Source organism: Ferrovibrio sp. GW821-FHT12E11 (assembly GCF_058806975.1).
In genome coordinates, this window is record NZ_JBXAQG010000001.1 from 3,273,014 (window position 1) to 3,298,658 (window position 25,645).

General features: G+C 62.2%; 27 protein-coding genes. 24 read left to right on the forward strand and 3 right to left on the reverse strand.

The features are described 5' to 3' along the window. Window positions 1–78: 78 nt before the first annotated feature. From AC1ROT_RS16240 to AC1ROT_RS16275, 8 genes are all read left to right on the forward strand, one after another. Window positions 79–639, forward strand: a complete 561-nt coding sequence (locus tag AC1ROT_RS16240; RefSeq protein WP_493000205.1) for a TRAP transporter small permease — start codon at window positions 79–81, stop codon at window positions 637–639. Beyond that, window positions 636–1,919, forward strand: a complete 1,284-nt coding sequence (locus tag AC1ROT_RS16245) for a TRAP transporter large permease (RefSeq protein ID WP_493000207.1) — start codon at window positions 636–638, stop codon at window positions 1,917–1,919. Before AC1ROT_RS16240 ends, AC1ROT_RS16245 begins: the two co-directional genes overlap by 4 nt. Window positions 1,920–1,952: 33 nt before the next feature. Then, window positions 1,953–2,960: a DctP family TRAP transporter solute-binding subunit gene (locus AC1ROT_RS16250; protein ID WP_493000209.1), complete on the forward strand. Its 1,008-nt coding sequence runs from the start codon at window positions 1,953–1,955 to the stop codon at window positions 2,958–2,960. A 57-nt stretch (window positions 2,961–3,017) separates the two neighbouring features. Then, window positions 3,018–3,950, forward strand: a complete 933-nt coding sequence (locus AC1ROT_RS16255) for an alpha/beta hydrolase (protein WP_493000211.1) — start codon at window positions 3,018–3,020, stop codon at window positions 3,948–3,950. 4 nt (window positions 3,951–3,954) lie between these two features. Further along, the gene (locus AC1ROT_RS16260; RefSeq protein WP_492971522.1) at window positions 3,955–4,704 is read left to right on the forward strand and encodes a TetR/AcrR family transcriptional regulator; all 750 of its coding nucleotides are present in this window, start codon (window positions 3,955–3,957) and stop codon (window positions 4,702–4,704) included. Window positions 4,705–4,786: 82 nt separating this feature from the next. After that, window positions 4,787–5,665 carry a shikimate dehydrogenase gene (locus tag AC1ROT_RS16265; protein WP_493000213.1) on the forward strand — a complete coding sequence of 293 codons (879 nt, stop codon included), beginning with the start codon at window positions 4,787–4,789 and terminating at the stop codon, window positions 5,663–5,665. Further along, the gene (locus AC1ROT_RS16270; RefSeq protein WP_493000214.1) at window positions 5,665–6,540 is read left to right on the forward strand and encodes an SMP-30/gluconolactonase/LRE family protein; all 876 of its coding nucleotides are present in this window, start codon (window positions 5,665–5,667) and stop codon (window positions 6,538–6,540) included. Before AC1ROT_RS16265 ends, AC1ROT_RS16270 begins: the two co-directional genes overlap by 1 nt. Before the next feature lie 20 nt (window positions 6,541–6,560). Then, window positions 6,561–8,465: a bifunctional sugar phosphate isomerase/epimerase/4-hydroxyphenylpyruvate dioxygenase family protein gene (locus AC1ROT_RS16275; RefSeq protein WP_493000216.1), complete on the forward strand. Its 1,905-nt coding sequence runs from the start codon at window positions 6,561–6,563 to the stop codon at window positions 8,463–8,465. Window positions 8,466–8,488: 23 nt separating this feature from the next. Here AC1ROT_RS16275 and phnF read toward each other — a convergent pair whose 3' ends face one another. Beyond that, window positions 8,489–9,220: a phosphonate metabolism transcriptional regulator PhnF gene (phnF, locus tag AC1ROT_RS16280; RefSeq protein ID WP_492971518.1), complete on the reverse strand. Its 732-nt coding sequence runs from the start codon at window positions 9,218–9,220 to the stop codon at window positions 8,489–8,491. A 116-nt stretch (window positions 9,221–9,336) separates the two neighbouring features. Between phnF and phnG the strand changes: the two genes are divergently transcribed. The 8 genes from phnG to AC1ROT_RS16320 are packed head-to-tail and all read left to right on the forward strand — an operon-like array spanning window position 9,337 to window position 15,668. Beyond that, entirely contained in the window at window positions 9,337–9,816 is a 480-nt protein-coding gene (phnG, locus tag AC1ROT_RS16285) for a phosphonate C-P lyase system protein PhnG (RefSeq protein WP_493000218.1), read from the forward strand. A 2-nt stretch (window positions 9,817–9,818) separates the two neighbouring features. Next, a complete protein-coding gene (phnH, locus tag AC1ROT_RS16290) occupies window positions 9,819–10,433 on the forward strand; it encodes a phosphonate C-P lyase system protein PhnH (RefSeq protein ID WP_493000220.1) in 615 nt (204 codons plus the stop codon). Between the two features lies 1 nt (window position 10,434). Next, window positions 10,435–11,535, forward strand: coding sequence for a carbon-phosphorus lyase complex subunit (locus AC1ROT_RS16295; protein ID WP_493000221.1), 1,101 nt, complete (start codon window positions 10,435–10,437; stop codon window positions 11,533–11,535). Continuing rightward, window positions 11,532–12,464 carry an alpha-D-ribose 1-methylphosphonate 5-phosphate C-P-lyase PhnJ gene (locus AC1ROT_RS16300; protein WP_492971514.1) on the forward strand — a complete coding sequence of 311 codons (933 nt, stop codon included), beginning with the start codon at window positions 11,532–11,534 and terminating at the stop codon, window positions 12,462–12,464. Before AC1ROT_RS16295 ends, AC1ROT_RS16300 begins: the two co-directional genes overlap by 4 nt. Further along, window positions 12,461–13,237 carry a phosphonate C-P lyase system protein PhnK gene (phnK, locus tag AC1ROT_RS16305; protein WP_493000223.1) on the forward strand — a complete coding sequence of 259 codons (777 nt, stop codon included), beginning with the start codon at window positions 12,461–12,463 and terminating at the stop codon, window positions 13,235–13,237. The genes AC1ROT_RS16300 and phnK overlap by 4 nt, the downstream gene beginning before the upstream one ends. A gap of 7 nt (window positions 13,238–13,244) precedes the next feature. Beyond that, window positions 13,245–13,949 carry a phosphonate C-P lyase system protein PhnL gene (gene phnL, locus AC1ROT_RS16310; protein WP_493000225.1) on the forward strand — a complete coding sequence of 235 codons (705 nt, stop codon included), beginning with the start codon at window positions 13,245–13,247 and terminating at the stop codon, window positions 13,947–13,949. Next, a complete protein-coding gene (locus tag AC1ROT_RS16315; protein ID WP_493000227.1) occupies window positions 13,946–15,091 on the forward strand; it encodes an alpha-D-ribose 1-methylphosphonate 5-triphosphate diphosphatase in 1,146 nt (381 codons plus the stop codon). Before phnL ends, AC1ROT_RS16315 begins: the two co-directional genes overlap by 4 nt. 25 nt (window positions 15,092–15,116) lie before the next feature. After that, window positions 15,117–15,668, forward strand: coding sequence for a phosphonate degradation HD-domain oxygenase (locus tag AC1ROT_RS16320; RefSeq protein WP_493000229.1), 552 nt, complete (start codon window positions 15,117–15,119; stop codon window positions 15,666–15,668). Here the strand turns inward: AC1ROT_RS16320 and AC1ROT_RS16325 are convergent. Next, window positions 15,665–16,360 carry a DUF1045 domain-containing protein gene (locus AC1ROT_RS16325; RefSeq protein WP_493000231.1) on the reverse strand — a complete coding sequence of 232 codons (696 nt, stop codon included), beginning with the start codon at window positions 16,358–16,360 and terminating at the stop codon, window positions 15,665–15,667. The two genes, AC1ROT_RS16320 and AC1ROT_RS16325, sit on opposite strands and share 4 nt — an antisense overlap. Window positions 16,361–16,521: 161 nt before the next feature. Here AC1ROT_RS16325 and phnC point away from each other — a divergent pair, with 161 nt between their 5' ends. The 7 genes from phnC to cysW all read left to right on the forward strand — a co-directional run bounded on the left by phnC (window position 16,522) and on the right by cysW (window position 23,491). Further along, window positions 16,522–17,403 (forward strand): phosphonate ABC transporter ATP-binding protein, encoded by an 882-nt coding sequence (gene phnC, locus AC1ROT_RS16330; protein WP_492971508.1) that lies wholly within the window; start codon window positions 16,522–16,524, stop codon window positions 17,401–17,403. Between the two features lie 41 nt (window positions 17,404–17,444). Then, entirely contained in the window at window positions 17,445–18,446 is a 1,002-nt protein-coding gene (gene phnD, locus AC1ROT_RS16335; RefSeq protein ID WP_493000233.1) for a phosphonate ABC transporter substrate-binding protein, read from the forward strand. Between the two features lie 60 nt (window positions 18,447–18,506). Next, the gene (phnE, locus tag AC1ROT_RS16340; protein ID WP_492971506.1) at window positions 18,507–19,319 is read left to right on the forward strand and encodes a phosphonate ABC transporter, permease protein PhnE; all 813 of its coding nucleotides are present in this window, start codon (window positions 18,507–18,509) and stop codon (window positions 19,317–19,319) included. Between the two features lie 207 nt (window positions 19,320–19,526). Further along, the gene (locus tag AC1ROT_RS16345; protein WP_493000235.1) at window positions 19,527–20,633 is read left to right on the forward strand and encodes a sulfate/molybdate ABC transporter ATP-binding protein; all 1,107 of its coding nucleotides are present in this window, start codon (window positions 19,527–19,529) and stop codon (window positions 20,631–20,633) included. A gap of 45 nt (window positions 20,634–20,678) precedes the next feature. Next, window positions 20,679–21,680, forward strand: coding sequence for a sulfate ABC transporter substrate-binding protein (locus tag AC1ROT_RS16350; RefSeq protein WP_493000236.1), 1,002 nt, complete (start codon window positions 20,679–20,681; stop codon window positions 21,678–21,680). Between the two features lie 87 nt (window positions 21,681–21,767). Then, window positions 21,768–22,622 (forward strand): sulfate ABC transporter permease subunit CysT, encoded by an 855-nt coding sequence (gene cysT, locus AC1ROT_RS16355; protein ID WP_493000238.1) that lies wholly within the window; start codon window positions 21,768–21,770, stop codon window positions 22,620–22,622. Window positions 22,623–22,636: 14 nt separating this feature from the next. Next, entirely contained in the window at window positions 22,637–23,491 is an 855-nt protein-coding gene (gene cysW / locus AC1ROT_RS16360) for a sulfate ABC transporter permease subunit CysW (RefSeq protein WP_493000240.1), read from the forward strand. A 15-nt stretch (window positions 23,492–23,506) separates the two neighbouring features. Here the strand turns inward: cysW and AC1ROT_RS16365 are convergent, their stop codons facing one another. Continuing rightward, window positions 23,507–24,193, reverse strand: coding sequence for an ImuA family protein (locus tag AC1ROT_RS16365; protein ID WP_493000242.1), 687 nt, complete (start codon window positions 24,191–24,193; stop codon window positions 23,507–23,509). Window positions 24,194–24,412: 219 nt separating this feature from the next. Between AC1ROT_RS16365 and AC1ROT_RS16370 the strand changes: the two genes are divergently transcribed. Next, window positions 24,413–25,636 (forward strand): NAD(P)/FAD-dependent oxidoreductase, encoded by a 1,224-nt coding sequence (locus AC1ROT_RS16370; RefSeq protein WP_493000244.1) that lies wholly within the window; start codon window positions 24,413–24,415, stop codon window positions 25,634–25,636. Window positions 25,637–25,645: the final 9 nt, after the last annotated feature.

Genomic DNA, 25,645 nt, shown 5'->3' on the forward strand with positions numbered 1-25,645 from the left:
TGTACCAAACCGTACATTCGTCGGGGCGGTCGAGGAAACGCGTTAATGCGGCTGCAACAGCTGCTGTCCGAGGACTGAATGAGCGCAGTGGCCGACTATTACTTTCGATTCCTGAAGCTCGTCCTGGTCGTTTTGTTAACGGCCATGGTCGTCATGGTTTTTGGCAATGTGGTCCTGCGCTACGGGTTCAATTCCGGTATCAGCGTCTCCGAGGAGCTTTCACGCTGGGCCTTTGTCTGGCTCACTTTCCTTGGTGCAATCGTTGCGCTGCGTGAACGCCAGCATCTCGGCCTCGAATCGGTCGTCATGCTGCTGTCGCGTAACGGAAAACGGCTGTGTCTGATCGTCAGCGAACTTCTCATGCTGTATGTCACCTGGCTGCTGTTGTCCGGCAGCTGGACGCAGATGCTGATCAACATGGATGTTCCAGCGCCGGTTTCCGGCTTGTCGAGTGGCGTTTTCTATGCGGCGGGCGTGGCATTCAGCGCGTCGGCGTTGCCGATGATTGCCTATGACCTGTATCGGGCCATTGCCAACAAGCTGAGCGATGAAGAGCTTGTCGCGGTCACCGAAAGCGAAGAGCAGGGGGAGTTAAACAAGCATCTGCCCCCGGCAAAGGGGCAGGGCGGTCAGCCATGACCATCACGATTTTCGTTACCTCCCTGCTGGGCTCGATGGCAATCGGCATGCCGCTGGCTTTCTCCCTGTTGGTCTGCGGTGCCGCCCTGATGCATTACCTCGATCTGCTCGATCCGCAGATCGTGGCGCAGAATGTCATTAACGGCGTCGACAGTTTTCCGCTGCTGGCCGTGCCGTTCTTTATTCTGGCCGGCGAAATCATGAATGTCGGCGGTCTGTCGAAACGCATCGTCGATGTGGCGGTAGCGCTGATCGGCCATGTGAAGGGCGGGCTCGGTTATGTTGCCATCCTGGCGGCCACTTTCCTGTCGGCCATTTCGGGCTCAGCCATTGCCGATGCAGCCGTTCTGTCAGCAATTCTGGTTCCCATGATGGTCGGGGCGGGGCATGACAAATCGCGGTCCTGTGGTCTGATTGCGGCGTCCGGCGTCATCGGTCCCGTCATTCCGCCCAGTATCGGATTCGTTATCTTCGGGGTCGTCGGCGGCGTCTCCATCACCAAGCTTTTCCTCGCTGGAATCGTTCCCGGTATCCTGCTGGCCCTTGGCCTTTGCGTGGCCTGGTGGTGGGTATCAAAGACCGACAATGCCAAACGCCTGCCCAAGCAGAGCGGCAAACAGATTCTGCGTAGTTTCATTGATGGATTCTGGGCGCTCGGGCTGCCGTTCATCATTGTCTTCGGCCTGAAATTTGGCATTTTCACGCCAACCGAAGCTGCGGTGGTGGCGGCAGTCTATGCCCTGTTCGTCGGTACGGTCATCTATCGCGAGGTGAAACTGGCCGCGCTGTACGGCATTATGGTGCGGGCGGCCATGACCACCAGCGTCATCATGTTTCTGGTCGCCGGCGCCATGCTGTCCGCCTGGCTGATTACGGTTTCCGAAGTGGCGAGCACAATGGTCGATCTGGTGCAGCCCTTCATCGATCAGCCGATGCTGCTCATGGTCATCATCATGGTGCTGGTTGTCATCGTCGGCACGGCGATGGACATGGGGCCGACCATCCTGATCCTGACGCCGATCCTGATGCCGGTCATCAAGGCGGCGGGCATCGATCCGGTTTATTTCGGCGTCCTGTTCATCATCAACAACTCCATCGGCCTGATCACGCCGCCGGTCGGCACTGTGCTTAATGTGGTTGCCGGCGTCTCCAGAATCAGCATGGACGATATCATCAGGGGCGTCTGGCCCTTCATGGTCGCCGAGCTGGTCGTTCTTGCCCTGCTGATCGTATTTCCGTGGCTTGTTACCGGCCCGGCGAATTTCTTCTTTGCACGGTAACTGGAATTGAAAACCATAAAGGGAGGATTACCCATGCGTTTCAAAACACTGCTGGCCGCCACGGCCATTCTGGCCGCTGGCCTGACGACCTCGGCCGCCGAAGCCCAGATCCGCGAGCGCAACCTGCGCCTCGGTTTCGCCGTCAACCTGGATACCTTCCAGGGACGCGGCGCCAAGTATTTTGCCGATCAGGTCAATGAAAAGGGCCAGGGCAAGCTGAAGGTAACGGTCTTCCCGGCCGGCACCCTCGGCGGTGACGTGCAGACGGTCGCCGCCCTTCGCGGCGGCACGGTCGACGCCACCCTGATCGCCACCAGCATCATGGTCAGCGTGGTGAAGGAGTTCGGTCTGATGGACCTGCCCTTCGTCTTCGAGAGCAATGCCGAGACGGCAAAGCTCCTGGATGGCCCATTCGGCAAGAAGCTGACCGAGCTGGCGGCAGACAAGGGTCTGATGCCGGTAGCCTACTGGGGTGCCGGCTTCCGTAATCTGACCAACAGCAAGATGGCGGTCACCAAGGTCGAAGACATGAAGGGGTTGAAGATTCGCGTGCTTCAGGCTCCGACCTATATCGACCTGTTCAACACGCTCGGTTCGAATGCCGTGCCGATGCCGTTCACCGAAGTCTACACCGCGCTGGAGCAGAAGACGGTCGACGGGCAGGAAAACCCGGCCACCACTATCGTTTCGGCCAAACTCTACGAAGTGCAGAAGTTCCTGTCGCTGACCCAGCATATCCAGTTCGCCTCCACCCTGGTTTTCGGCAAGCCGACCTGGGACAAGCTGAATGCGGATGAGCGCAAGGTCATCACCGACGCGGCCGCGGCTGCGCAGGCTTACCTGCGTGACGCTGCCGACAAGGACGAGGCCGAGTTGATGGCCAAGTTGAAGAGCAGCATGACCGTCAATGAAATCGCCCCGGCCGAGAAGGCCCGCTTCCGCGATGCGGCCAAGCCGGTCGTCGAAAAGTATGCTGCTGCCAATGATCCCGAGCTGGTCAAGCTGATGTACAGCCAGCTTGAACAGATCCGTAAGAAGTAAGATCGGGGGCGGGCGGAGCCGTTAGCTTCGCCCGCTTCCATTCCCGGCGACATCGCGATGATTGACCCCGAACTTGGTCCGTTCATTGAAATGTGGCGTGCTGCCTGGGCCGGCCTGGCGCCAAATGCCTCGGTGCAGGACCGCAGGGCCATCATTGATCGCATTGCCGCCGATGCCCGGCAGCCGCTTCCAACCGATATTGAAGCCAGGGTCATGGTCGCTCGCCACGGCCTGCGCACTGTCCGGGTTGTGGTCTTTCGCAAGGTCCGGAGCGAACGGGCGCCTTGCCTGATCTATATGCATGGTGGCGGTTTCGTGCAGGGCAGCCCCGAGACCCATGACGAGATTGCCGTCGGGATCGTGGCCAAAACCGGTCAGACGGTCGTGAGCGTCGATTATTCCCTGGCACCCGAGCGCCCATTCCCGGCGGCAGTTATGGACTGTGAGACGGTCGTTTACTGGGTCTTCGATATTGCGGCCGAACTTGGGATCCGATCCGACGCGGTCAGTGTCGGCGGCGACAGTGCAGGCGCCAATCTGGCTGCCGTCATGGCCTTGGTCTTTCGCGACCGGCCCCAGAACCTGAAGGGCCAGCTGCTGTTTTATCCGGTGGTCGATACCGACCTGACCCGGCCGTCCTATACCAGGAATGCGAACGCCCCGATCATCACCACGGCCGCCGTTCGCCATACCTGGGACCTCTATTGCGGCAGCGACGGCGTGCGCAACAAAAGCGCCCTGGTTGCTCCGTTACGGGCGTCGAATCACCATCGCCTCCCGCCAGCCTTTGTGGCTGTCGCCGAAAACGACCCGCTCCTGGACGAGGGGCTGGCCTATGCCGAGGTCTTGAGCCGGAGCGGCGTGCCGGTGAACCTGCATATGGGCAAGGGGCTGATTCATGGATATTTGCGAGCCATGCAGTATTCCCAGGCGGTCCGCCGGGAATTTGATGCGGCTTGCAATTGGTTACACCAGCTCTATGCGGTATAGGGACATGACACCCAATACTCAGGAAAAGGGCAGCGGTCGAATGGTGAAGCGTAAGGCAGGCGCATCCGGGGCAAGCGCACAGATCGGGCGCCGCAAGCCGGCCAAGGGCGCGACCGTCAAGACTGTCCGTCAGAGCAGTCGCACGAACGACCCGGAGAAGGTCAAACGCAATATCCTGGATGTTGCAACCAAAGAGTTCTCGGCCAAGGGCCTGAGTGGCGCCCGTATTGACGAGATCGCGGCTCGCACCCATACCAGCAAGCGAATGGTTTACTATTACTTCGGCGGCAAGGAAGGTCTTTATGTTGCCGTCCTGGAAGATGCCTACAGCAAGATTCGCGCGATCGAGACGCAGCTCGACCTGGATCACCTGGAGCCTGAAGCAGCACTCCGTCGCCTGGTCGGCTTCACCTATGACTATGAAGGATCAAACCAGGATTTCATCAATCTCGTGATGAACGAGAATATCCATAAGGGAAAATATCTGGGCCAGTCGAAAAAGATCCGGACCCTTAATGTCCCCGCTATCGCAGCGGTTCGCCGGATTTACGAACGCGGATGTACGACCAAGGTGTTTCGCACGGGCCTTGATCCTATCGATATTCACTGGGCCATCAGCGCGCTCTGCTTCTTCAATGTCTCCAACCGGCATACATTCTCGATCATTTTTGATCGTGATATGACATCGGTGAAATCGGTGCGCGCGCGCCGTGATAACGTCGTCGAGCAGATCGTCCGTTTCGTGAAGCGGTAGATGATGTTGGTGTATCGTTACTCCCGGTCTCTAAAATATACGAACCAGTACGTTTATTGATGAACTTGAACAGGTTGATGCCATGACCGACCGATATCTAGTTGGGCTGATCGGCACGAATATCATGAAGTCGCTGTCTCCTGCCTTGCACGAAGATGCGATGGTGGCAGCCGGTGCGCATGGTTTCTATCACTTGATGGACCTTGGCATCATGAAGCGCTCGCTGAATGATGTGGTTCAGTGTCTTCATACAATTGGCTTTGCCGGTGTGAACGTCACGCACCCGTTCAAAGAAGCCGTCTTGCCATATCTGAACGAAGTCTCTCCCCAGGCACGAGAAATTGGTGCGGTGAATACTGTGGTGGTCGATGCGGACGGCAAGACCACGGGCTACAACACGGATCGCATCGGTTTTCAGCGGGGCTTTGAAGAGGCTTTGGGTGTGAATGCCGCAAAGGGCAAGTCGGTCCTCCTGCTGGGCGCGGGTGGTGCCGGGAAAGCGGTTGCCTGGGCCATGCTCGACCTCGGGGTTCGTCATCTGCATATTTTTGACAAGGATGCGACGCGCGCTGCCAATCTGGTGGCCGATATCAACCGTATTTCGTCAACCGATATCTGCCATGCGGTTATCAATGCGGCTGACGTGGCTGGTGCAGTCTCAGGCATCGTTAACGCAACGCCGATCGGCATGATGGGGTATCCCGGCATGGCTATCGATGAGGCGTTGATTGCCCCGGGTCATTGGGTCGCGGATATCGTCTACACACCGCTGATTACCGAGCTGATCCATAAAGCGCGTTTGAAAGGCTGTGCGACTGTTACTGGTGCCGGGATGTGCGTGCATCAGGCCGCAGAGGCTTTCCGGCTCTTCACAGGCATCGCCCCTGATGCGCGGCGTATGACGCGTCTCTTCAACGATCTGGTGGTCAAACGCGATGCCAGGCTCGCAGTTGTCGACTGATGATTCCTGAAATCCGGACCGTCATTCACACGCAGGACCGGTTGGGTGAAACACCGTTGTGGTGTGATCGTACCCAGACGCTCTGGTGGATCGACATCGAGAATCCCACCTTGCATTGCTTGCAGCCGGCCAGCGGGAACCACCGTTCGTTTCCTATGCCCGGAGATTTTCTGGGCTGCCTGGCCCTGCGGAAGAACGGCAGTTTGATGGTCGCCATCGACCGGGCACTGCATTTCTTTGACCCAGCCACCGGAGAAGTGACGCTATTCAGTCAGGTCGAAGGGGACGGGGTGGGTAACCGCCTGAATGATGGTCGCTGCGACGCCAAGGGCCGGTTCTGGGTCGGCAGTATGGATAACCAGCTGCAAAGGCCAAACGGCTCCTTCTATCGCATCGATCCTGATGGCACGGCGACGCGGCTGTTTGGCGATATCATTGTCACGAACACGATCTGCGTCTCACCGGATGGCCGGACGCTCTATATGGCGGATACGCGTCGCTTCACCATTTGGGCCTTTGATATCGGCGATGATGGCGATCTCAGCAATCGCCGTGTCTTTTTCGATCACTCCACCGCTAAGGACAGGCCAGACGGCGCCTGTGTCGATGCAGACGGTTACATCTGGAATGCGATCTTTGCCGGCGGTCGCGTCGTCCGTTATGCACCGGACGGGCGGATTGACCGTACCATTGAGGTCCCGATTACCAATCCCACCTGCGTCTGCTTCGGTGGCCCTGACCTGACCACCCTGTATGTAACCACGGCTCGTAAATTCCTGACGCCGGAACAGCTTGTGGCCGAGCCGCTGGCCGGTGCCGTGCTGGCGCTGGATGTCGGTGTTAAAGGCCTGCCTGAAGCCCGCTTTGGCGGCTAACCATTCAATCGGAGGATGCCATGCGTCGTTCCATTGCTACTGTGTCTTTAAGTGGCACACTGTCGGAAAAGCTCGAGGCCGTGGCCGCGGCGCGGTTTCATGCCGTCGAGATCTTCGAGAACGATCTGCTGTTCTTTAACGGCTCGCCCCGTCAGGTTCGCAGTCTTGCCAGCGACCTCGGCCTGGAAATCGTGTTGTTCCAGCCGTTCCGGGATTTCGAGGGCGTATCGGACGAACAACTCAAGCGTAACCTTGACCGGGCCGAAAAGAAATTCGACGTGATGGCCGAGCTTGGTGCGCCGTTGATGCTGGTCTGCTCCAATGTGGCACCGGATGCTCTTGGCGATGCCGAGCGTTCAGCGGCCCAGATGTACGAACTGGCAGAGCGCGCCGGGAAGCGGGGGCTGAAAATCGGTTTCGAGGCACTGGCCTGGGGCACCCATATCAATACCTACGGGCGGGCCTGGGAGGTGGTGAAGAAAGCCAATCACCCTCATCTCGGTGTCGTGCTGGACAGCTTCCATACCCTGGCGCTCGGCGATACGCCGGATGCCATCACGGAGATACCGGGAAACAAGATCTTTTTCGTGCAGTTGGCTGATGCGCCGAAGCTCAGTATGGATATCCTCTCCTGGAGCCGGCATTTCCGCTGCTTCCCCGGACAGGGCGATTTCGATGTCGCGACCTTTACACTGAAGGCGCTGGAGGCTGGCTATACCGGGCCGCTGTCGCTGGAAATCTTCAATGATGATTTTCGGGCTGCTTCCACCCGGCTCACTGCAGTTGATGGCATGCGGTCGCTCAATTATCTGGAAGAGCAGATGCGCCTGCAGGTTCAGGCCGCAACCGGAACACCAACACAGACGATAGCAAAGCGCGTCGAACTGTTTGCCGCACCGCAAATGCCGGAATTGAAGGGCATCGCCTTCATAGAGTTCGCGGTTGATGGTCCGAGTAAGGATGCCTTGGCCACCATGCTGAGTGGCCTGGGTTTCCGCAAGGCAGGGCGCCACAAATCGAAGAACGTGTCCCTGTACAAGCAGGGCGAAACCAACATCGTCCTTAATGCCGAGCCCGATTCCTTCGCGCATTCCTATTATATCGTTCATGGCCCGTCGATCTGTGCGGTCTGCCTGCGGGTCGATGACGAGATCCAGATCCAGAGCCGGGCGGATGCCTATCAGTGCACACGCTATGAAGGGCGCATCGGGCCGAACGAACGGAATATTCCGGCCTTCCGTTCACTCGACGGGAGTCTGCTGTATTTTGTTGATCAGGATTTCGACTTCTCGATGGATTTCATCCTCGAAGAGGCCGGTGGCGAGGATCATGTCGGCGTCATCGATCATATCGCCCAGGCCGTTCCGTCGGGTCAGATGGATTCCTGGGTCCTGTTCTATCGCTCGGTTCTGGGGCTCCGCCCCGAAAGCATTTGGGTGCTGCCGGATCCTTACGGCCTGGTGCGCAGCCGCGCTGTTCGCAGTGCCAATGGTGCTGTGCGACTGCCGCTGAGTTTCTCGGAAGACCGCAATACGGCGACGGCCCGGTCGGTATCGACCTTCTCCGGCGCGGGTGTCCATCACATTGCGTTCTCGACCACGGATATCTTCGACGCGGTCGGCAGCATGCGGGAGAAAGGGGTGTCGCTCCTGACTATTCCCGCCAACTATTATGACGACTTGTCGGCGAAGTTCCCCTTAACCGACGACGTGATCGAGCGCCTGCGACAGCACAACATCCTCTACGACCGCGATGGCCAGGGTGGCGAGTTTTATCATGTCTTCACCGACACCTTTGAAGACCGGTTTTTCTTTGAGGTTTGCCAGCGGGTCGGCGGGTATGACCAGTATGGCGCCGCCAACGCGCCTGTCCGCATGGCGGCCCAGGCTCAGCGTCGGATCCGGGAGTCTCTGATGAGTTTGTAACGGCCAGGCGTCATGCCGAGTGCTCACTCATGCTCGATGGTCAGCGTGACGTGATCGGCAATGAAGCGGGCGCGTACGAATTCCACGGGTTTGCCGCGTTCATCGACATTGACTGTTTCGCTGATCAGGACCGGGCGCGTGCGCGGCAGGTTCAGCAATCTGGCGTCGCCGGCCGTGATCAGGCGTGCCATCACCCGTGTGGTGCGCCGGTGGTAATCATTGACGCCAGCGGCTTTCAGCGCGCCGGTGATCGACCCGCTGCGCCGGAACAACTCCGGCATGATGGGAAAGCGCTCCACCGAAAAGAAATGGCTGCTGACGCTGACGGCCCGGTCATCGGCGCTGTTGCGGGTTTCGATTTCCCATAGTGCGGCGCCTGCGGGAATGCCTAGGGCACGCGCGATATCGATAGGGGCGATAATCTGGTCGGCGCTAATCAGTTCGCGGGTCGGTTTTTTCTGCTTGGTCAGCAGGTTCTCGGTAAAGCGCGTCCGCGCACCCAGCGGGTAATCCAGCGAACCATCGGCGACGAACATGCCGCGCCCCTGTTCGATCCGCACGAGACCGGTTTCAGCCAGGCGGTTCATGGCCTGTCGCACCGTGTGACGGTTGACGCCGAAGCTGCCGGCCAGGTGCTTTTCGGTTGGCAATTGGATGCCCGGCTTGTAATCGCCACGCCGGATGGCCTGTTCCATCACGGCGGCGATCTGCCGCCAGACTGTGGTGCCGCTGCCGCGTTCGATACTGCCCTGCATCTCGCATCCTGCCGACGTCATAAAAGATTCGCGAAGACATGGCTTGATGAAGCCCGGTCGTCGGAGTAGATATGTAGATGTCTAGACCAATTTAGACAATTGCACAAGAGGTCTACATGACCGCGACAGCCTCCCAGCCCGCTTCATTGGCACAGCAGACCGCCCGGCAGCGCCGTCTGAAACTGCTGGCTCGCATTGACCGCCCGACCCTGGAGGCTGCCTGGCTGGCTCTTCCGGATCAGCCGGGATACCGGCGGCTGAAGCAGCCGGAAACCGGTCTGGCGATGGTGCGGGCGCGGGCCGGCGGAGTCGGTCAGCGGTTCAATTTCGGGGAGATGACCGTCACGCGCTGCGTGGTCGCGCTGGAGCCGGATGGCGCGATGGGTGTTGGCTATGTGCAGGGCCGCGATCACCGCAAGGCCGAGTTGGTCGCGTTGCTGGATGCCGTGATGCAGGACCCGACGCAGGCTGCCCGCCTCGAGCGCGACCTGGTGGCGCCGGCTGAGCAGCGGCTTCAGGCCGCGCGTCAGGCGCGTGCTGCGAAGGTGGCCGCCACCAAAGTCGATTTCTTCACACTCGTTCGCGGGGAGGACTGAGTATGAACGCCACTCTTCATGTACGGGGGGCGCCCGCCGCCGGTTTCGCCGATCCGGTGCAGCAGAGCCAGATCGCGTTCCGCGCCATGCTGAACGCGATGGCCCGTCCCGGACAGCAAACGACGATTGCTACAGAGGTTGGCCATCCGCCCAGCCTGGAACCGGCGCTGGCCGGCGCCGTCCTGACGCTTTGCGACCTCGATACGCCGGTCTGGCTCGGGCCTGGGCTGAATAGCGAAGCGACGCGCAGCTGGCTGGCCTTTCATACTGGCGCGCCTGTCGCGGCCGAATCCACCCGGGCGGCTGTTGCCATGCTGGCTGCAGGGCAGATGGGATCGCTGGAGGATTTCAGCTTCGGCACGGATGAAGCGCCTGAGCGCGGCGCGACCCTGCTGATCCAGGTCCCAAGCCTGCAGGGCCCAGATGCCATGATCTGGCGCGGCCCGGGCATCAAGGACGCCGTTGCCATGTCATTTTGCGGCCTGCCGGCCTCTTTCTGGCGCCAGCGCGCCATGCTGAGCGGCGCGTTTCCGCGTGGACTCGACATCTACCTTGCCTACGGCAATGACCTGATCGGCCTGCCGCGCAGCACGACCATTGCCATCGCGGGAGCCTGACATGTATGTGGCAGTGAAAGGCGGTGAGGCCGCCATCGAGAATGCCCACAAGCTGCTGGCGGAAGACCGGCGTGGCGACACCTCGGTTGCCGAGCTGGATGTGGCGCAGATTCGCGAACAGCTCAGCATGGGTGTGGATCGGGTGATGACCGAAGGTTCGGTTTATGATCCGGAGCTGGCCGCGCTGGCTCTGAAGCAGGCGCGCGGCGACCAGGTCGAGGCGATCTTTCTCCTGCGGGCCTACCGCACGACGCTGCCGCGCTTTGCCGTGTCACAGCCGATCGATACCACGGCGATGCAGGTGTCGCGCCGCATTTCCTCCTGCTTCAAGGACATGCCCGGCGGCCAGTTGCTCGGCCCGACTTTCGATTATACCCATCGCCTGCTTGATTTCACCTTGCTGGCGGGCCAGCAGGTGCAGGCCGCGCAGGGCAAGGGTGAGGTCGCCGATCATCTGCCGCAGGTGGTCGATCTGCTGAATGCCGAGGATCTGATCGAGCGCGAACTGCCTGATGCCGATAGCGCGCCGGTGGGTGATCTCACTCGCGAACCGATGATGTTTCCGGCCGGTCGGGATGTGCGACTGCAGAATCTGGCGCGCGCCGATGAAGGCTATCTGCTGGCGCTGGGCTATTCCACCCAGCGCGGCTACGCCAAGTCACACCCCTTTGTGGGTGAAATCCGCTCAGGCAGTGTCGGCGTGGTGGTCGATATTCCCGAACTGGGATTTGCCGTCGATATCGGCGATATCGAGATCACCGAATGCCAGATGGTGAATCAGTTCAAAGGCTCGAAGACCGAACCGCCGAAATTCACCCGCGGCTATGGCCTCAGCTTCGGCATGGCCGAGCGCAAGGCGATGGCGATGGCCCTGGTCGACCGCGCGCTCCGCGCCGAAGAACTGGGAGAGGATATCACCGCACCGGCGCAGGATGAGGAATTCGTCCTCTATCATGCCGACAATGTCGAAGCCTCGGGCTTCGTGCAGCATCTGAAGCTGCCGCATCATGTGGACTTCCAGGCCGAGCTGGCGCTGGTGCGCCTGATGCGCGCCGAGATTGCTGCGCAGAGCGATGCTGCTCTCGAGGAGGCCGCCCAATGACGATTCAACAGTCTTTCGGGCAGCAGACCTATCAGGCATCTGCCACGCTTGATGGCTACAATTTCGCCTTCCTGGACGAGCAGACCAAGCGCATGCTGCGCCGGGCGATCCTCAAGGCGGTGGCGATTCCCGGCTACCAGGCCCCCTTCGGCAGCCGCGAGATGCCGCTGCCCTATGGCTGGGGCACCGGTGGCATGCAGGTGACGGCGGCGGTGATTGGTCGCGACGACGTGCTGAAAGTAATCGATCAGGGTGCCGACGACACGACCAATGCCGTGTCGATCCGCCGCTTCTTCGTGCGCATGACCGGGGTCGCCACCACGGAAAAGACCCGCGACGCGACTCTGATCCAGACCCGCCACCGCGTGCCGGAAACGCCGCTGCATGAGAACCAGATTCTGGTCTACCAGGTGCCGATCCCGGAGCCGCTGCGCTGGCTCGAGCCGCGCGAGACCGAAACCCGCAAGATGCACGCGTTGTCGGAATATGGCGTCATGCATGTTAAGCTGTATGAGGATATCGCGCAGCATGGCCATATTTCCACGGCCTATGACTATCCGGTTCTGGTGAATGGCCGCTACCTGATGCGCTGCTCGCCGATCCCGAAATTCGATACGCCGAAGCTGCATATGAATCCGGCCCTGCAGCTCTTCGGCGCTGGCCGCGAGAAGCGTATCTATGCTGTGCCGCCCTATACGGAGGTCAAGCCGCTGGATTTTGAGGATCATCCTTTCGAGATCGAACGCTGGCCGGAGAACTGCGCGCTCTGCAATGCCAGTGACAGCTTCCTGGATGAGGTGATCCTTGATGACAAGGGTGGCCGGATGTTCGTCTGCTCCGATACCGATTATTGCGGCGAGCGACGCGAGGCCGGCCACACCGGTCGCATGAGCGCGCCCTATACTGCCAAGCCGGAGGCTGCAGAATGATCGAGATGCCGCTGCTCAGCGTCGAGGGCCTGCATAAAAACTTCGGCCGGCAGATCGCCTGTCGCGATGTATCCTTTGAACTCTGGCCGGGCGAAGTGCTTGGCATCGTGGGTGAGTCCGGTTCAGGCAAGTCGACGCTGCTGAACGCGATCGCCGGGCGTCTTTCCATCGACTCCGGCAGTGTGCAGTATCGTACGGCGGCCGGCGATATCGTCGATCTCGCAACGGCGTCGGATGCGCAGCGGCGACACCTGATGCGCACGGAATGGGGATTCGTGCAGCAGCATGCGCGCGATGGCCTGCGCATGGGTTTTTCCGCCGGCGCCAATATCGGCGAGCGGCTGATGGCGGTAGGCCAGAAGCATTACGGCCATCTGCGCGATACAGCGCTCGACTGGCTGGAAGCCGTGGAGATTTCGCCCGACCGCGTCGATGACCTGCCGCGCACCTTCTCCGGCGGCATGCAGCAGCGTCTGCAGATCGCTCGTAATCTGGTGACCCGGCCGCGTATCGTGCTGATGGACGAACCGACCGGCGGTCTGGACGTTTCGGTGCAGGCGCGTCTGCTCGACCTGCTGCGACGACTGGTGCAGGAATACAATGTTGCCGTGATCGTGGTGACCCATGATCTGGGTGTTGCCCGTCTTCTGGCTCATCGCCTGATGGTGATGCGGCGGGGCGAGGTGGTGGAGGCCGGCCTGACCGACCAGCTTCTGGACGATCCGCAACATGCTTATACGCAGCTGCTGGTCTCGTCGGTCCTGAGCGTGTGAGGCGGCGATGAGCAATCCCGAAATGATCCGCGTCGAGAACCTGGAAAAGACCTTCACCCTGCATCTGCGCGGCGGCGTTGCCCTGCCGGTTCTGCACAATACCTCGCTCAGCGTGGCGGCCGGTGAATGTGTCACGCTGCACGGACCGTCGGGCGCGGGAAAATCGACGCTGCTGCGCTCGATCTATGGCAATTACCGGCCGCAGCAGGGCCGCATCCTGATCCGCCATAACGGCGAGCAGATGAATATCGTCGGCGCCGTACCGCGAATCGTGCTGGAGATCCGGCGCCAGACGCTGGGCTATGTGACACAGTTCCTGCGGGTCATTCCCCGGGTGTCGACCCTGGATATCGTGGCCGAGCCGCTGCTGGCCCGCGGGGCCGGCATCGATGCGGCGCGGGAACGGGCCGCGGGGCTGCTGACCCGGCTGCAAGTGCCGGAAAAAATGTGGTCCCTGCCGCCCGCCACCTTCTCGGGCGGCGAGCAGCAACGTATCAATATCGCCCGCGGCTTCTGCGCGGATTACCCGATTCTGCTGCTCGATGAACCAACAGCATCGCTGGATGAGCGCAATCGCAAAATTGTCATAGACTTGATTAATGATGCGCGGCAGCGTGGCACTGCCATCGTGGCCATCGTTCACGACGCGGAGACCCGCGCCGCCATCACCACCCGTCTGTTGCCCATGGAAGCGGTAGGAGTTGCAGCATGAGTTCCGACCTGGTTGTCACCAACGCGCGGATCATCGGTCGCGAAACCGAGATCACCGGCAGCCTGCTGGTTCGCGATGGCGTGATTTCCGATATCGACGATCATAACGTGGCGGTGGCCGGTGCGGTCGATTTCGGCGGCGATTACCTGCTGCCCGGCCTGGTCGAGCTGCATACCGACAATCTGGAAAAGCATTTCGCGCCGCGGCCGGGCGTACGCTGGCCCGGTCGCCTGGCGGTTATCAGCCACGACGCCCAGATCGCCGCGGCCGGCATCACCACTGTGCTGGACGCCATTGCCGTGGGTGACGTGCGCGACGGTGCGGTGCGCATGGAAATCCTGCGCGACATGATTACGGCGATCGAGGCCGCCCAGAAAGACGGCATGCTGCGAGCCGAACACCTGCTGCATCTGCGCTGCGAGGTCTCGTTCAAGGACCTGATGCAGCTGGTCGAGCCGATGACAGCCCTGAGCTGGCTGAAGCTGATCTCGATCATGGATCACACCCCGGGCCAACGCCAGTTCGTGAAGCCCGAGAAATACCGCCAGTATTATCAGGGCAAGTTCGGCCTGTCGGATGAAGCCATGGACCAGTTCATGGCCAACCAGATCGCTGCCGCCGAGGCCCATGGTAAGGCCAATCGCCGCTCTGTCGTCGCGCTGTGCCATGACAAGGGCCTGCCGCTGGCCAGTCATGACGATGCGACGGCCGAACATGTGACCGAAGCTGCGCAGGACCGCATGGTGGTGGCGGAATTCCCCACCACCCATGAAGCGGCCGAACTGTCGCGCCGGCATGGCATGAAGGTGATGATGGGTGGCCCGAATCTGGTTCGGGGCGGTTCGCATTCCGGCAATATCTCGGCCCATTCGCTGGCCGAGGCCGGACATCTGGACATCATCTCATCCGACTACGTGCCCAGCAGCATGCTGCAGTCGGCTTTCTCGCTGCCCGGGCAGGTCGAAAGCATCAGCTTGCCGCAGGCGATTGCCATGGTGTCTGTCAATCCGGCCGAAGCCATCGGCCTGACCGATCGTGGTGCACTGGAGACGGGGCGCCGGGCAGACATGATCCGCGTCAGTCTGGTGGAAGAGACTCCGGTGGTGCGCGCGGTCTGGCGTGCCGGTAACCGGGTGATGTAGACGGCAGGACCAACGGAGCGGCGCCATGGTGGTACTCGATCAGATCATGACTCTCCTTGAGAAGGCCGGCGCCGAGCGCTACGGCGGCGAAGGCGTCAGCCAGCTCGAACATGCTCTGCAATGCGCCATGCATGCCGAACGCATGGGCTCGTCGCCGGAACTGATCACCGCCGCGCTGCTGCACGATATCGGCCATCTGGTCGATGAAGGCGACGAAGGCCTGGCGGAGAAGGGCATCGATGCCGAGCATGAGACGATTGCCGCCGACTGGCTCGGCCGGCATTTCTCCGCAGCGGTGGTGGCGCCGGTGCGCCTGCATGTGGACGCCAAGCGCTATCTCTGCCGCGCCGAACAGAGCTACTGGGCCGGCCTGTCGCAGGGGTCGAAGACCAGCCTGGAAGTGCAGGGTGGCATCTATTCCGATGTTGAGGCTGCGGCCTTCATCGCGCAGCCCTATGCCGAGGATGCCGTGAAGCTGCGGCGCTGGGACGATGCGGCCAAGTCGCCGCGCCTGAGGACACCCGACCTGGCGCATTACCGGCCGATTGTTGCGGCCGCCCTGCGGGCTTCGGCCTAACCGCCGAAGGGATAGCGCCCGGCGATGCGGAACGGGGCATCTGCCTCCGGCTGCACGTACAGGCACAGCTCTTCAGCCACATAATCCGTATTGGTGAAGGGGGCGCAGACCTGCGTCAGATGGCGCAGCAGCGCTGAACGTTCCGTGTCATCCGCAATCGTTCCGGTCAGGGTGAAGTGCAGACGGAAATCCTCCAGCACATAGGGATAGCCCCAGGTCTGCAGATACTGCTCTTGGCGCTCGGTCAGTTTCGCCCGGCGCCGCTTTGCCAGTTCGGTTTCCGAAAGCGGCGCGCGGAAGCGGTCGAAGTCGCGCACGCAGTCTGCCGCCAGCGCTTCCAGGTCGGGGGCGGGGCCGGAGGGGCGCAGGGCGATGAAACGGCCGAGCGCCGCGACCGCCAGCTGCGGTCCGCGCGGGGCCTTGCGGGTGGCGACAAACCGTTCGATCGCCATGATCAGCTGCGCTTCGTCGTAACCTTCAGCCAGGCGGAAGGGCGGCTTCAGGGTGCCGTGGAAACCGTACAGTCGCGGGTCGGCGGTCAGGTCGGCGATGCGGTCGGCGCGCAGGCCGGCGGCGGGAGCGGGCGGGTAATCGATGCCCGACTCCGGGTCGCGCCCCAGCCATTCCGCGGCCCAGTCATGCAGTGGATGGTCGGCGGTTGGGGCCGTATAGAGAGCGAAGCGGGGGGCCATCGGCGGCATATCCTAGACAATAGATGGAAACATCCTGTGGGTAACCGGGCCAGCCGGGCCGGGGAGCGGGGATTTCACCCCGGCGTCGCCCAACTGCAATCGAAGTGTCACATAGCGTTGCTATCAGCCCTGAAGCCAGCGATTGAGCCCAAGGGAATCACATGCGCGCCGCCATCGAGATCGCCCATCTATCGAAAACCTTCCGTACAGGCAAGCGCGCTCTCGATGCCGTGACTCTGACTATCCAGCCGGGCGAAATGGTGGCCCTGATCGGGGCGTCCGGCTCGGGCAAGTCCACCCTGCTGCGGCATATCGCCGGCCTGATGCCGGGTGACCGCGATCCCCAGGCGCAGATTGCCGTGAACGGCCGCATGGTGCAGCAGGAAGGCCGCATCGCCGCTGGCATTCGGCAGACTCGCGCCGGCATCGGCTTCGTCTTTCAGCAGTTCAATCTGGTCGGCCGCATGCAGGTGATCACCAATGTGCTGGCCGGCAATCTCGGCCGCATGCCGCTGTGGCGCACGATGCTGCAGCGTTTCACCGACGACCAGCGCCGTGAGGCTGTCGCGGCGCTCAACCGGGTCGGGATCGCGCAATGCGCCTTCCAGCGCGCCTCCACGCTCTCGGGTGGCCAGCAGCAGCGCGCCGCCATCGCCCGTGCGCTGGTGCAGCAGGCCAAGGTGATCCTGGCCGATGAACCGATCGCCTCGCTCGATCCCGAATCCTCGCGCCGCGTCATGGCGGCGCTGGCCGATATCAATCAGTCCGACAACGTCACGGTCGTGGTGTCGCTGCATCAGGTGGATTTCGCACTCAAATTCTGCCGCCGCGTGGTGGCCCTGCGCGATGGCCGGGTGATGTTCGATGGCCCGGCCTCGGCCGTCACCGCCGCCCTGCTGCGCGGCATCTATGGCGAGCACAGCGATCTCGATTTCGGCGCCCTCTCGGGTGGCCGGATTGCCGGGCTGGGCGAGGATCTGCCGGCCGCGTCGGCAGAGGCTGAAGAACGCCTGCTGCCGCGCATGCAGGCCCTGCCGGCCTGACCTCTTTTCAGTTTTATCTAGAACCAATCGGGAGAATAACCATGTTGCGTCGCACCTTGCTCACGGCCACTGTTGCCACCCTGGCGCTCGGCTTCACCGCCGCCGTCCAGGCACAGGGCCTGAAGGAACTGAACTTTGGCATCATCTCGACGGAGTCGAGCTCGAACCTGAAGGCCATCTGGGAGCCATTCCTGGCCGACATGCAGAAGCAGACCGGCATGAAGGTGAATGCCTTCTTCGCCCCGGATTATGCCGGCGTGATCGAAGGCATGCGCTTCAACAAGGTGCAGATGGCGTGGTACGGCAATGCCTCCGCCATGCAGGCGGTCGACCGCGCCGACGGCGAAATCTTCGTGCAGACCACCGCCAAGGACGGCTCGCCGGGTTACTGGTCGCTGCTGCTGGTGCACAAGGACAGCCCGGTCAACTCGCTGCAGGACATCCTGGCTGCACCCGGCAAGTACACCTTCGGCAACGGCGATCCGAACTCCACTTCGGGCTTCCTGGTGCCGAGCTTCTATGCCTGGGGCCAGAACAACGTCGACATCCGCAAGCATTTCAGCCGTGTGGTCGCCGCCAACCACGAGACCAACGCCCTGGCCGTGGCCAACAAGCAGGTCGATGTCGCCACCAACAACACCGAGAACATGGAGCGTCTGCAGAAGACCCAGCCGGCCAAGGCCGCCGAGGTCAAGGCGATCTGGAAGTCGCCGCTGATCCCGTCCGACCCGATCGTCTGGCGCAAGGATCTGGCCGATGGCGACAAGGCCAAGATCAAGACCTTCTTTATGACCTACGGCACCCAGACCGCCGGCAAGACCGCCGACCAGGTGGCCGCCGAGACCAAGGTGCTGACCGACCTGCAGTGGGGCCCGTTCAAGGAGTCGTCGAACAAGCAGCTCCTGCCGATCCGCCAGCTCGCGCTGTTCCGCGACAAGATCAAGCTGGAAGGCGACGCCAACATGGATGCCGCCGAAAAGACCAAGAAGCTGGCCGAGATCGACGCCAAGCTGGCCGAGCTGACCAAGCAGCTCGGTTCGTAAGACTGCATCGCACCGGGGCGGATGGCCGCGCCGGTGCTTTTTTATCGACGAGGTTCCGCCATGGCGACGACGGCCCTGACTGCTGCCGATCTTCCGATCCATCCGCCCAAGCCGGGCCTGCGCACCTCGCTGGGCCGCATGCTGGTCTACGGCCTGCTGGCCGCGATGCTGGTCTGGTCCTACCAGGGCGCGGAGATCCGGCCGATGGCGCTGATCAACGATGCCGGCAACATGGCGACCTTCCTGAAGGATTTCTTCCCGCCGGATTTCCGCGAGTGGCGCTACTACCTCAGTGAACTGGTCGTCACCCTGCATATCGCGATCTGGGGCACCGTGCTGGCGATCTTCTGCGCCGTACCGCTCAGCCTGCTGGCTTCGGCCAATATCGCGCCCTGGTGGGTCTACCAGCCGGTGCGGCGTGTGCTCGACGCGCTGCGGTCGATCAACGAGATGGTTTTCGCGATGCTGTTCGTGGTCGCGGTCGGCCTGGGGCCCTTCGCCGGCGCGCTGGCGCTGTGGATCCATACCACCGGCACGCTGGCCAAGCTGTTCTCCGAAGCAGTCGAGGCGATCGACCCGCAGCCGGTGGAAGGCATCCGCGCCACCGGCGCCAATGTGCTGGAGGAAATCGTCTATGGCGTGATTCCCCAGGTGATGCCGCTATGGCTGTCGTATTCGCTGTACCGCTTTGAGGCCAATGTCCGCTCGGCATCCGTGGTGGGCATGGTGGGGGCGGGCGGCATCGGCGTGGTGCTGTGGGAAGTCATCCGTGGCTTCCAGTTCGCCCAGACCTGCGCGGTGATGATCATGATCATCCTGCTGGTCAGTGCCGTGGACGTCGTATCGGCCCGAATCCGCAAATCTTTTATCTGAAGCCAGCATCTCCAGGCGGCGTCAGGACCTGCTCCTCCGGGGCAAGTCTTTTCTTTTTCAATGTATTAAATGAGGTTTTGCCTTTATTTCACAATTTTATTTAGTTAAAAAATTAAATTAACAAAATACTGTGGTTAAAAATACAAGCCTGCCTTATATTCTCGTAAAACCTCCTGGCACCCGCCGGGAGCGACGGGAAGACAGATCATGGCCATCGACATTCAGGGCATCGTCAAACAGTTCGGCAGCACCCCCGTGCTGCGCGGTATCGACCTCGATATCGCCGATGGCGAGCTGATCGCGCTGCTCGGCGCCTCGGGTTCGGGCAAGACGACGCTGCTGCGCATCCTGGCCGGCCTCGACTGGCCCAATGCCGGGCAGGTCAGCGTGGACGGTGCCGACTGGCTGGCGCTCGACCCGCAGGCGCGCAAGGTCGGCTTCGTCTTCCAGCATTACGCCCTGTTCCAGCATATGACGGTGGCCGAGAATATCGCCTTCGGCCTGCGCGTCCGCCCGCGCGACGAACGCCCCGCCGACGCCGAGATCAAGGCCCGCGTCGACCAGCTGCTCTCGCTGGTCCAGCTTGACGGCCTGGGCCAGCGCTATCCGGCCCAGCTTTCGGGCGGCCAGCGGCAGCGCGTGGCGCTGGCGCGTGCGCTGGCCATCCAGCCGAAAATCCTGCTGCTGGACGAACCCTTCGGCGCGCTGGATGCCCGCGTGCGCAAGGATTTGCGCCGCTGGCTGCGCGAGCTGCATGACCAGCTTGGCACCACCACCATTTTCGTCACCCATGACCAGGAAGAGGCCTTCGAACTGGCCGACCGTGTGGTGGTGATGGGCGAGGGCCGCATCGAGCAAATCGGCACGCCCGACGAAATCTACGAGAATCCGGCCAGCCCGTTCGTGGCCCGCTTCCTCGGCGGCGTGAACGAACTGCCGGCCGCGCTGCAGAACGGCCGCCTGGTGCTGCCCAATGCCGATACCAGCGCCGTGGCCCGCATGGCGGCCGGCGACGGCGACGTGACCCTGTTCGTGCGCCCACATGAGATTGACCTGCTGCCCGACAGCGCCGCCACCGCGCGCATTGCCGGCACGGCCTCGAACGGTCCGAGCTTCCGCTACGATATCGAGCTGCCCGGAGTCGACCGCCCGATCGAGGTAGAGTTGCCGCGCGAGGCGGTGCGCGACCGCCAGCTGCGCCGCGGCGACACGGTACGGCTGCAGATCCTGCGCGGCCGCATCTTCGCCCCGCCGCATCCGCGCGTGCCCGTTGTGGCTGCCGATACCCGCGGCATCCGCAGCGCCGCCCTCTGATTTCCGTCCCGACCCTCTGCCAGAATGAAAAAAGGAACTTCCGTCATGAAACGGCTCGCCACTTTCGCGACAGCCCTTGTTCTCGCCGCCTCGCCTGTGATGGCGCAGGACAAGCCTTCTGAAATCCTCAACGTCTCCTATGATATCGCACGCGAACTGTTCGCCCAGATCAATCCGGTCTTTGCCGCCGAGTGGAAGGCCAAGACCGGGCAGACGCTGGAGATCAAGCAGTCGCATGCCGGCACCTCGCGGCAGGCCCGCTCGATCCTGGAAGGCCTGCAGGCCGACGTGGTGACCTTCAACCAGTTCACCGACGTGCAGATTCTGGCCGACCGCAAATTCCTCAGCCCCGACTGGCAGAAGAAATTCCCCAACAACGCCTCGCCCTTCTATTCGTTGCCGGCCTTCCTGGTACGCAAGGGCAACCCGAAGAACGTCAAGGACTGGAGCGATCTGGCCCGTCCCGACGTGAAGTCGGTCTTCCCCAATCCGAAGACCTCGGGCAATGCGCGCTATACCTATCTCGGCGCCTATGCCTTCGCGCTGGAACAGAACAAGGGCGACCATGCCAAGGCCAAGGACTTCGTGAAGAAGTTCCTCGCCAATGTGCCGGTCTTCGATACCGGTGGCCGCGGTTCGACCACCACCTTCGTCGAGCGCGAGATCGGCGACGTGCTGATCACCTTCGAGGCCGAAACCAACGGCATCCGCAAGGAATACGGTGACAAGGGTTTCGACCTGGTGACGCCGTCGCTGTCGATCCTGGCCGAATTCCCGGTGGCGGTCGTTGATCGCGTGGCGGACAAGCGCAACAGCCAGGAGGTTTCCAAGGCCTACCTGCAGTTCCTGTACAGCGAGGCGGGTCAGGAAATTCTCGCCCAGAATTTCAACCGCGTGCACAACCCGAAAGTGGCTGAAAAGTATAAGGGCCAGTTCCCGGCTGTGAAGTTGGTCACCGTGGAAGATGTGTTCGGCGGCTGGGACAAGGTCACCAAGGAGCATTTCTCCGAAGGTGGCACGCTGGACCAGGTGTTCGTCAACCGCTGAGGCCGATCTGACGGAAACCGTCCCGGCCGGATCAACGCCGAACGGGACGGTTCTCTCCGAGGGCGGTTCTCCACTATAGTCCCCACCATGACTGCTGTTGTTCCCCATGCCGGGCCGCGCCCCCGGCATGTCCTTCCCGGCTTTGGCCTCACCATCGGCACCACCCTGCTGTACCTGGCAGTGATCGTGCTGCTGCCGCTGGCTGCGCTGCTGCTGAAATCGGCCGAGATCGGCCCGGCCGACTTCTGGCGCCTGATCACCAGCCCGCGCACGCTCGCCTCGTTGCAGGTCACGGCCTACGCGGCCCTGTTGGCGACGCTGTTCAATGCCGCCTACGGCCTGCTGATGGCCTGGATCCTGGTGCGCTACGACTTTCCCGGCAAACGCATCATCGACGCGCTGATGGATCTGCCGTTCGCGCTGCCCACCGCGGTGGCCGGCATCGCGCTTACCGCGCTCTATTCCAAGAACGGCTGGTATGGCGGTCTGCTGGATTCCGCCGGCATCACCGTGGTCTACACCGTGATTGGCGTGGCGATCGCCATGGCCTTCACCAGCGCACCCTTCGTGGTGCGCACGCTGCAGCCGGTGCTGGAAGACATCCAGCCTGATATCGAGGAAGCCGCCGCCACGCTTGGCGCCTATCGCGGCACCATTTTCCGCAAGGTGATCTTCCCCGCCATCTTTCCGGCCTATCTGACCGGCTGCTCGCTGGCCTTTGCGCGCTGCCTCGGCGAATTCGGCGCGGTGATCTTCATTGCCGGCAACCTGCCGATGAAAACCGAGATCGCCGCGCTGCTGATCTTCATCCGGCTGGAGGAATACGAATATCCCGCCGCCTCGGCCATCGCCGTGGTGCTGCTGGTTGCGGCCTTCACGATCCTGCTGCTGACCAACGTGCTGCAGGCCTGGCATATGCGCTACAAGCGCAAGAGCGGGTGATGGCAATGTCGTCAATGCCTGCACAGAAATCGCCCTTTCCAAAGGGAAAGACGTCGGTCGACTGGGTGCCGCGCCTGCTGATCGGGCTGGGCGTGGTGCTGACCATCCTGTTCATTCTGACGCCGATCCTGGTGATCTTCGCCCAGGCTTTCTCGAAGGGCGTCGGCACTTATGTCGGCAACATCCTGCATGGCGAAACCCTGCATGCGATCCTGCTGACGGTACTGGTCGCGCTGGCCGTGGTGCCAGTGAATATCCTGTTCGGGGTCGCGGCAGCCTGGGCGATCACGAAGTTCGAATTCCCAGGCAAGAAGCTGCTGCTGACCGCCATCGAGATTCCGTTCTCCATTTCGCCGATCGTCGCCGGCGTGATCTATATCCTTCTTTATGGCGGGCAGGGGCTGCTGGGGCCGCTGCTGGAGCAATACGACATCCGCATCATGTTCGCCCTGCCGGCGATCTTCCTGGTCACGCTGTTTGTTACCAGCCCGTTCGTGGCACGCGAGCTGATCCCGCTGATGCAGGCGCAGGGCAGCGAGCAGGAAGAGGCGGCCGTGACGCTGGGCGCCAGCGGCTGGCAGACGTTCTTACGCGTAACCCTGCCCAATATCCGCTGGGCGCTGCTGTATGGCACCGTGCTCTGCGCCGCCCGCGCCATCGGTGAATTCGGCGCGGTCTCAGTGGTGTCAGGCAATGTGCGCGGCGAAACCAATACCCTGCCGCTGCAGGTGGAACTGCTCTATCACGACTACAATGCCGTCGGCGCCTTTGCCGCGGCCAGCACGCTGGCGCTGATTGCCCTGATCGCCCTGGTGATCAAGGCAGCACTGGAACGACGCATCCAGAAGCGGCAAGCGCCGCTACACTGACCTAAGAAAACAGGCTTACGCGGCTGCTGCCGCCTGATCGGGCTGGGCCAGGTCGGCCAGCAGGCGGAAGCTGTGGGTTTCCGGCGTCCATTCCAACAGCCAGGACCCGGTGCGGCCGTTGCTGCTGCGCTCCAGTGAAATCTGCAGCCAGGTATGGCGGCCGTCGCTGCGCGCCGGCTCGATGCGCCAGCGGGTCAGCGCCGCAGCGGCCGCGACGCGGTCGCGCCGGATCACGATGCCGACGCTGTTGCTGCGCGCGGCCGCGGTCTGCAGGCGCTGGACATCCGTATCTTCAAGACTGTCGAATTCGCCGATCACGGCGCCATAGCCGAGTTCGCGCAGGCTCTGGTCCATGGCCCAGAGGCGGTCGGCCGGGCGCGACGTCCAGGCGATGGTGAGGCGGCGGTGATCCAGGCCCTGCTGCGCCAGGTCGGTGGCGCGGAGCTGCTGGTCCGGGGTGATCCACAGCACCGGCTGCTGACGCGGATTGCGGCTGGTCAGGGCCGCCAGAAACATCGTGATAGCAGTGTAGTCGCCGGTCATTTCATGCAGGCCGCTGCAGCCCATGCCACCGCCGGGCAGCACGCGGTCGATGGCCGCCAGACCGAATTTCAGGTTGCCGCCGGGCCGCAGGAAAGTGCCGTCCAGGGAGAACTGGGACAGACGGCTGCGCAAACGTTCGATGGTGGCGGGGCGGGTCATGGGAACCTCCGAAGAATGTTCTCATGTTCTATCATCGATCTCGTATGGACACAATATGTTCTTTATTAATTCTCTTTAATGTTCCCGTTCGGTCTGGAGCATTCTTGGGCAAGTATTTGAAAAGACACTGCTATCCGCATGGCCGGAGCATCAACGGAACGTCGCGGTTGGGCCCGGCCGAGGCAACTTGCCCCGGGGGGCGGGCGTTTGGCTGTCCTCATGTCCGATCAAACCGTGTCCCTGAAGCTGCGCTCCGGCCAATCCTACTGGGAGCTGCAGGCCCCGAAACTGTCGCTGCCTGAAAGTCCGTTCGCATCCTGCAAGACCGATATCGTAATTGTCGGGGCCGGCATTACCGGATCTTTCATCGCCGAGCGGCTGAGCCGCACCGGGCATGCGGTGGCCCTGATCGACCGGCATGCCGCGCAACGCGGTAGCACGGCGGCCAGCACCGCCATCGTGCAATGGGAGATCGACAATCCCATGGTCGAGCTGGAAACCCGCATCGGCTATGAGCAGGCGGCGAAGATATTCAATTACGCCTATGCCGCCGTACAGGAGATCGGCCGGGCCATCGATGGACTCGGCATCGCCTGCGATGCGGCCTGGCGGCCATCGCTGTTCCTTGCCGGCAACCAGCTCGATGCGGCGCAGCTCCGCGAGGAATACCGGCTGCGGCATCGCGCCGGCCTGCCGCTGGAATACCTGGTCCGTGACGATCTGGTGCATCGGTTCGGCATCGATCGCGGAGCGGCGCTGCTGTCGGCCGATGCCTGCGACGTCAATCCGATGGCGCTGGCTCATGGCCTGCTGTCAGCCGCCGTGGCGCGCGGCGCACGCCTGTTCACGCCGTCGCGCGCGGTCGATTACGATTTCTCCGCTGATGGCGTCGCGGTGCATACCGATCATGGCGCCGTCATCAGCGGGCGCTGCCTGATCCTCGCCACCGGCTATGAAATGCCGCCCTTCGTGCCGGCGCACAGGCATCAGATCGTGTCGACCTGGGCGCTGGCAACGGCGCCGCAGTTGCGCGGCATTCCCTGGCCGGGCAAGGGGCCAATCTGGGAGGCCTCCGATCCTTATCTCTATATGCGTGGCACGGCGGATGGCAGCATCCTGGTGGGCGGCGAAGACGAGGCGATCACCGCGGCCCCGGCCCGCGATGCGCTGACGCCGGGCAAGGCCGCCATCCTGATCGACAAACTGAAGCGGTTGCTGCCGACCATCGAAACCGAGATCGCAACAGTGTGGTCGGGCTTTTTTGGTACCACCAGCGACGGCCTGCCCCTGATCGGGCGGGTGCCGGCGCATCCGAACTGCTATGCCGCCTATGGCTATGGCGGCAACGGCATCACTTTCAGCGCCATCGCGGCTGACATGCTGGCGTCACTGGTCGCCGGCAAGCGCCACTGGGCGGAAGACCTGTTCGCGGTAGATCGTTAGGGATGACCG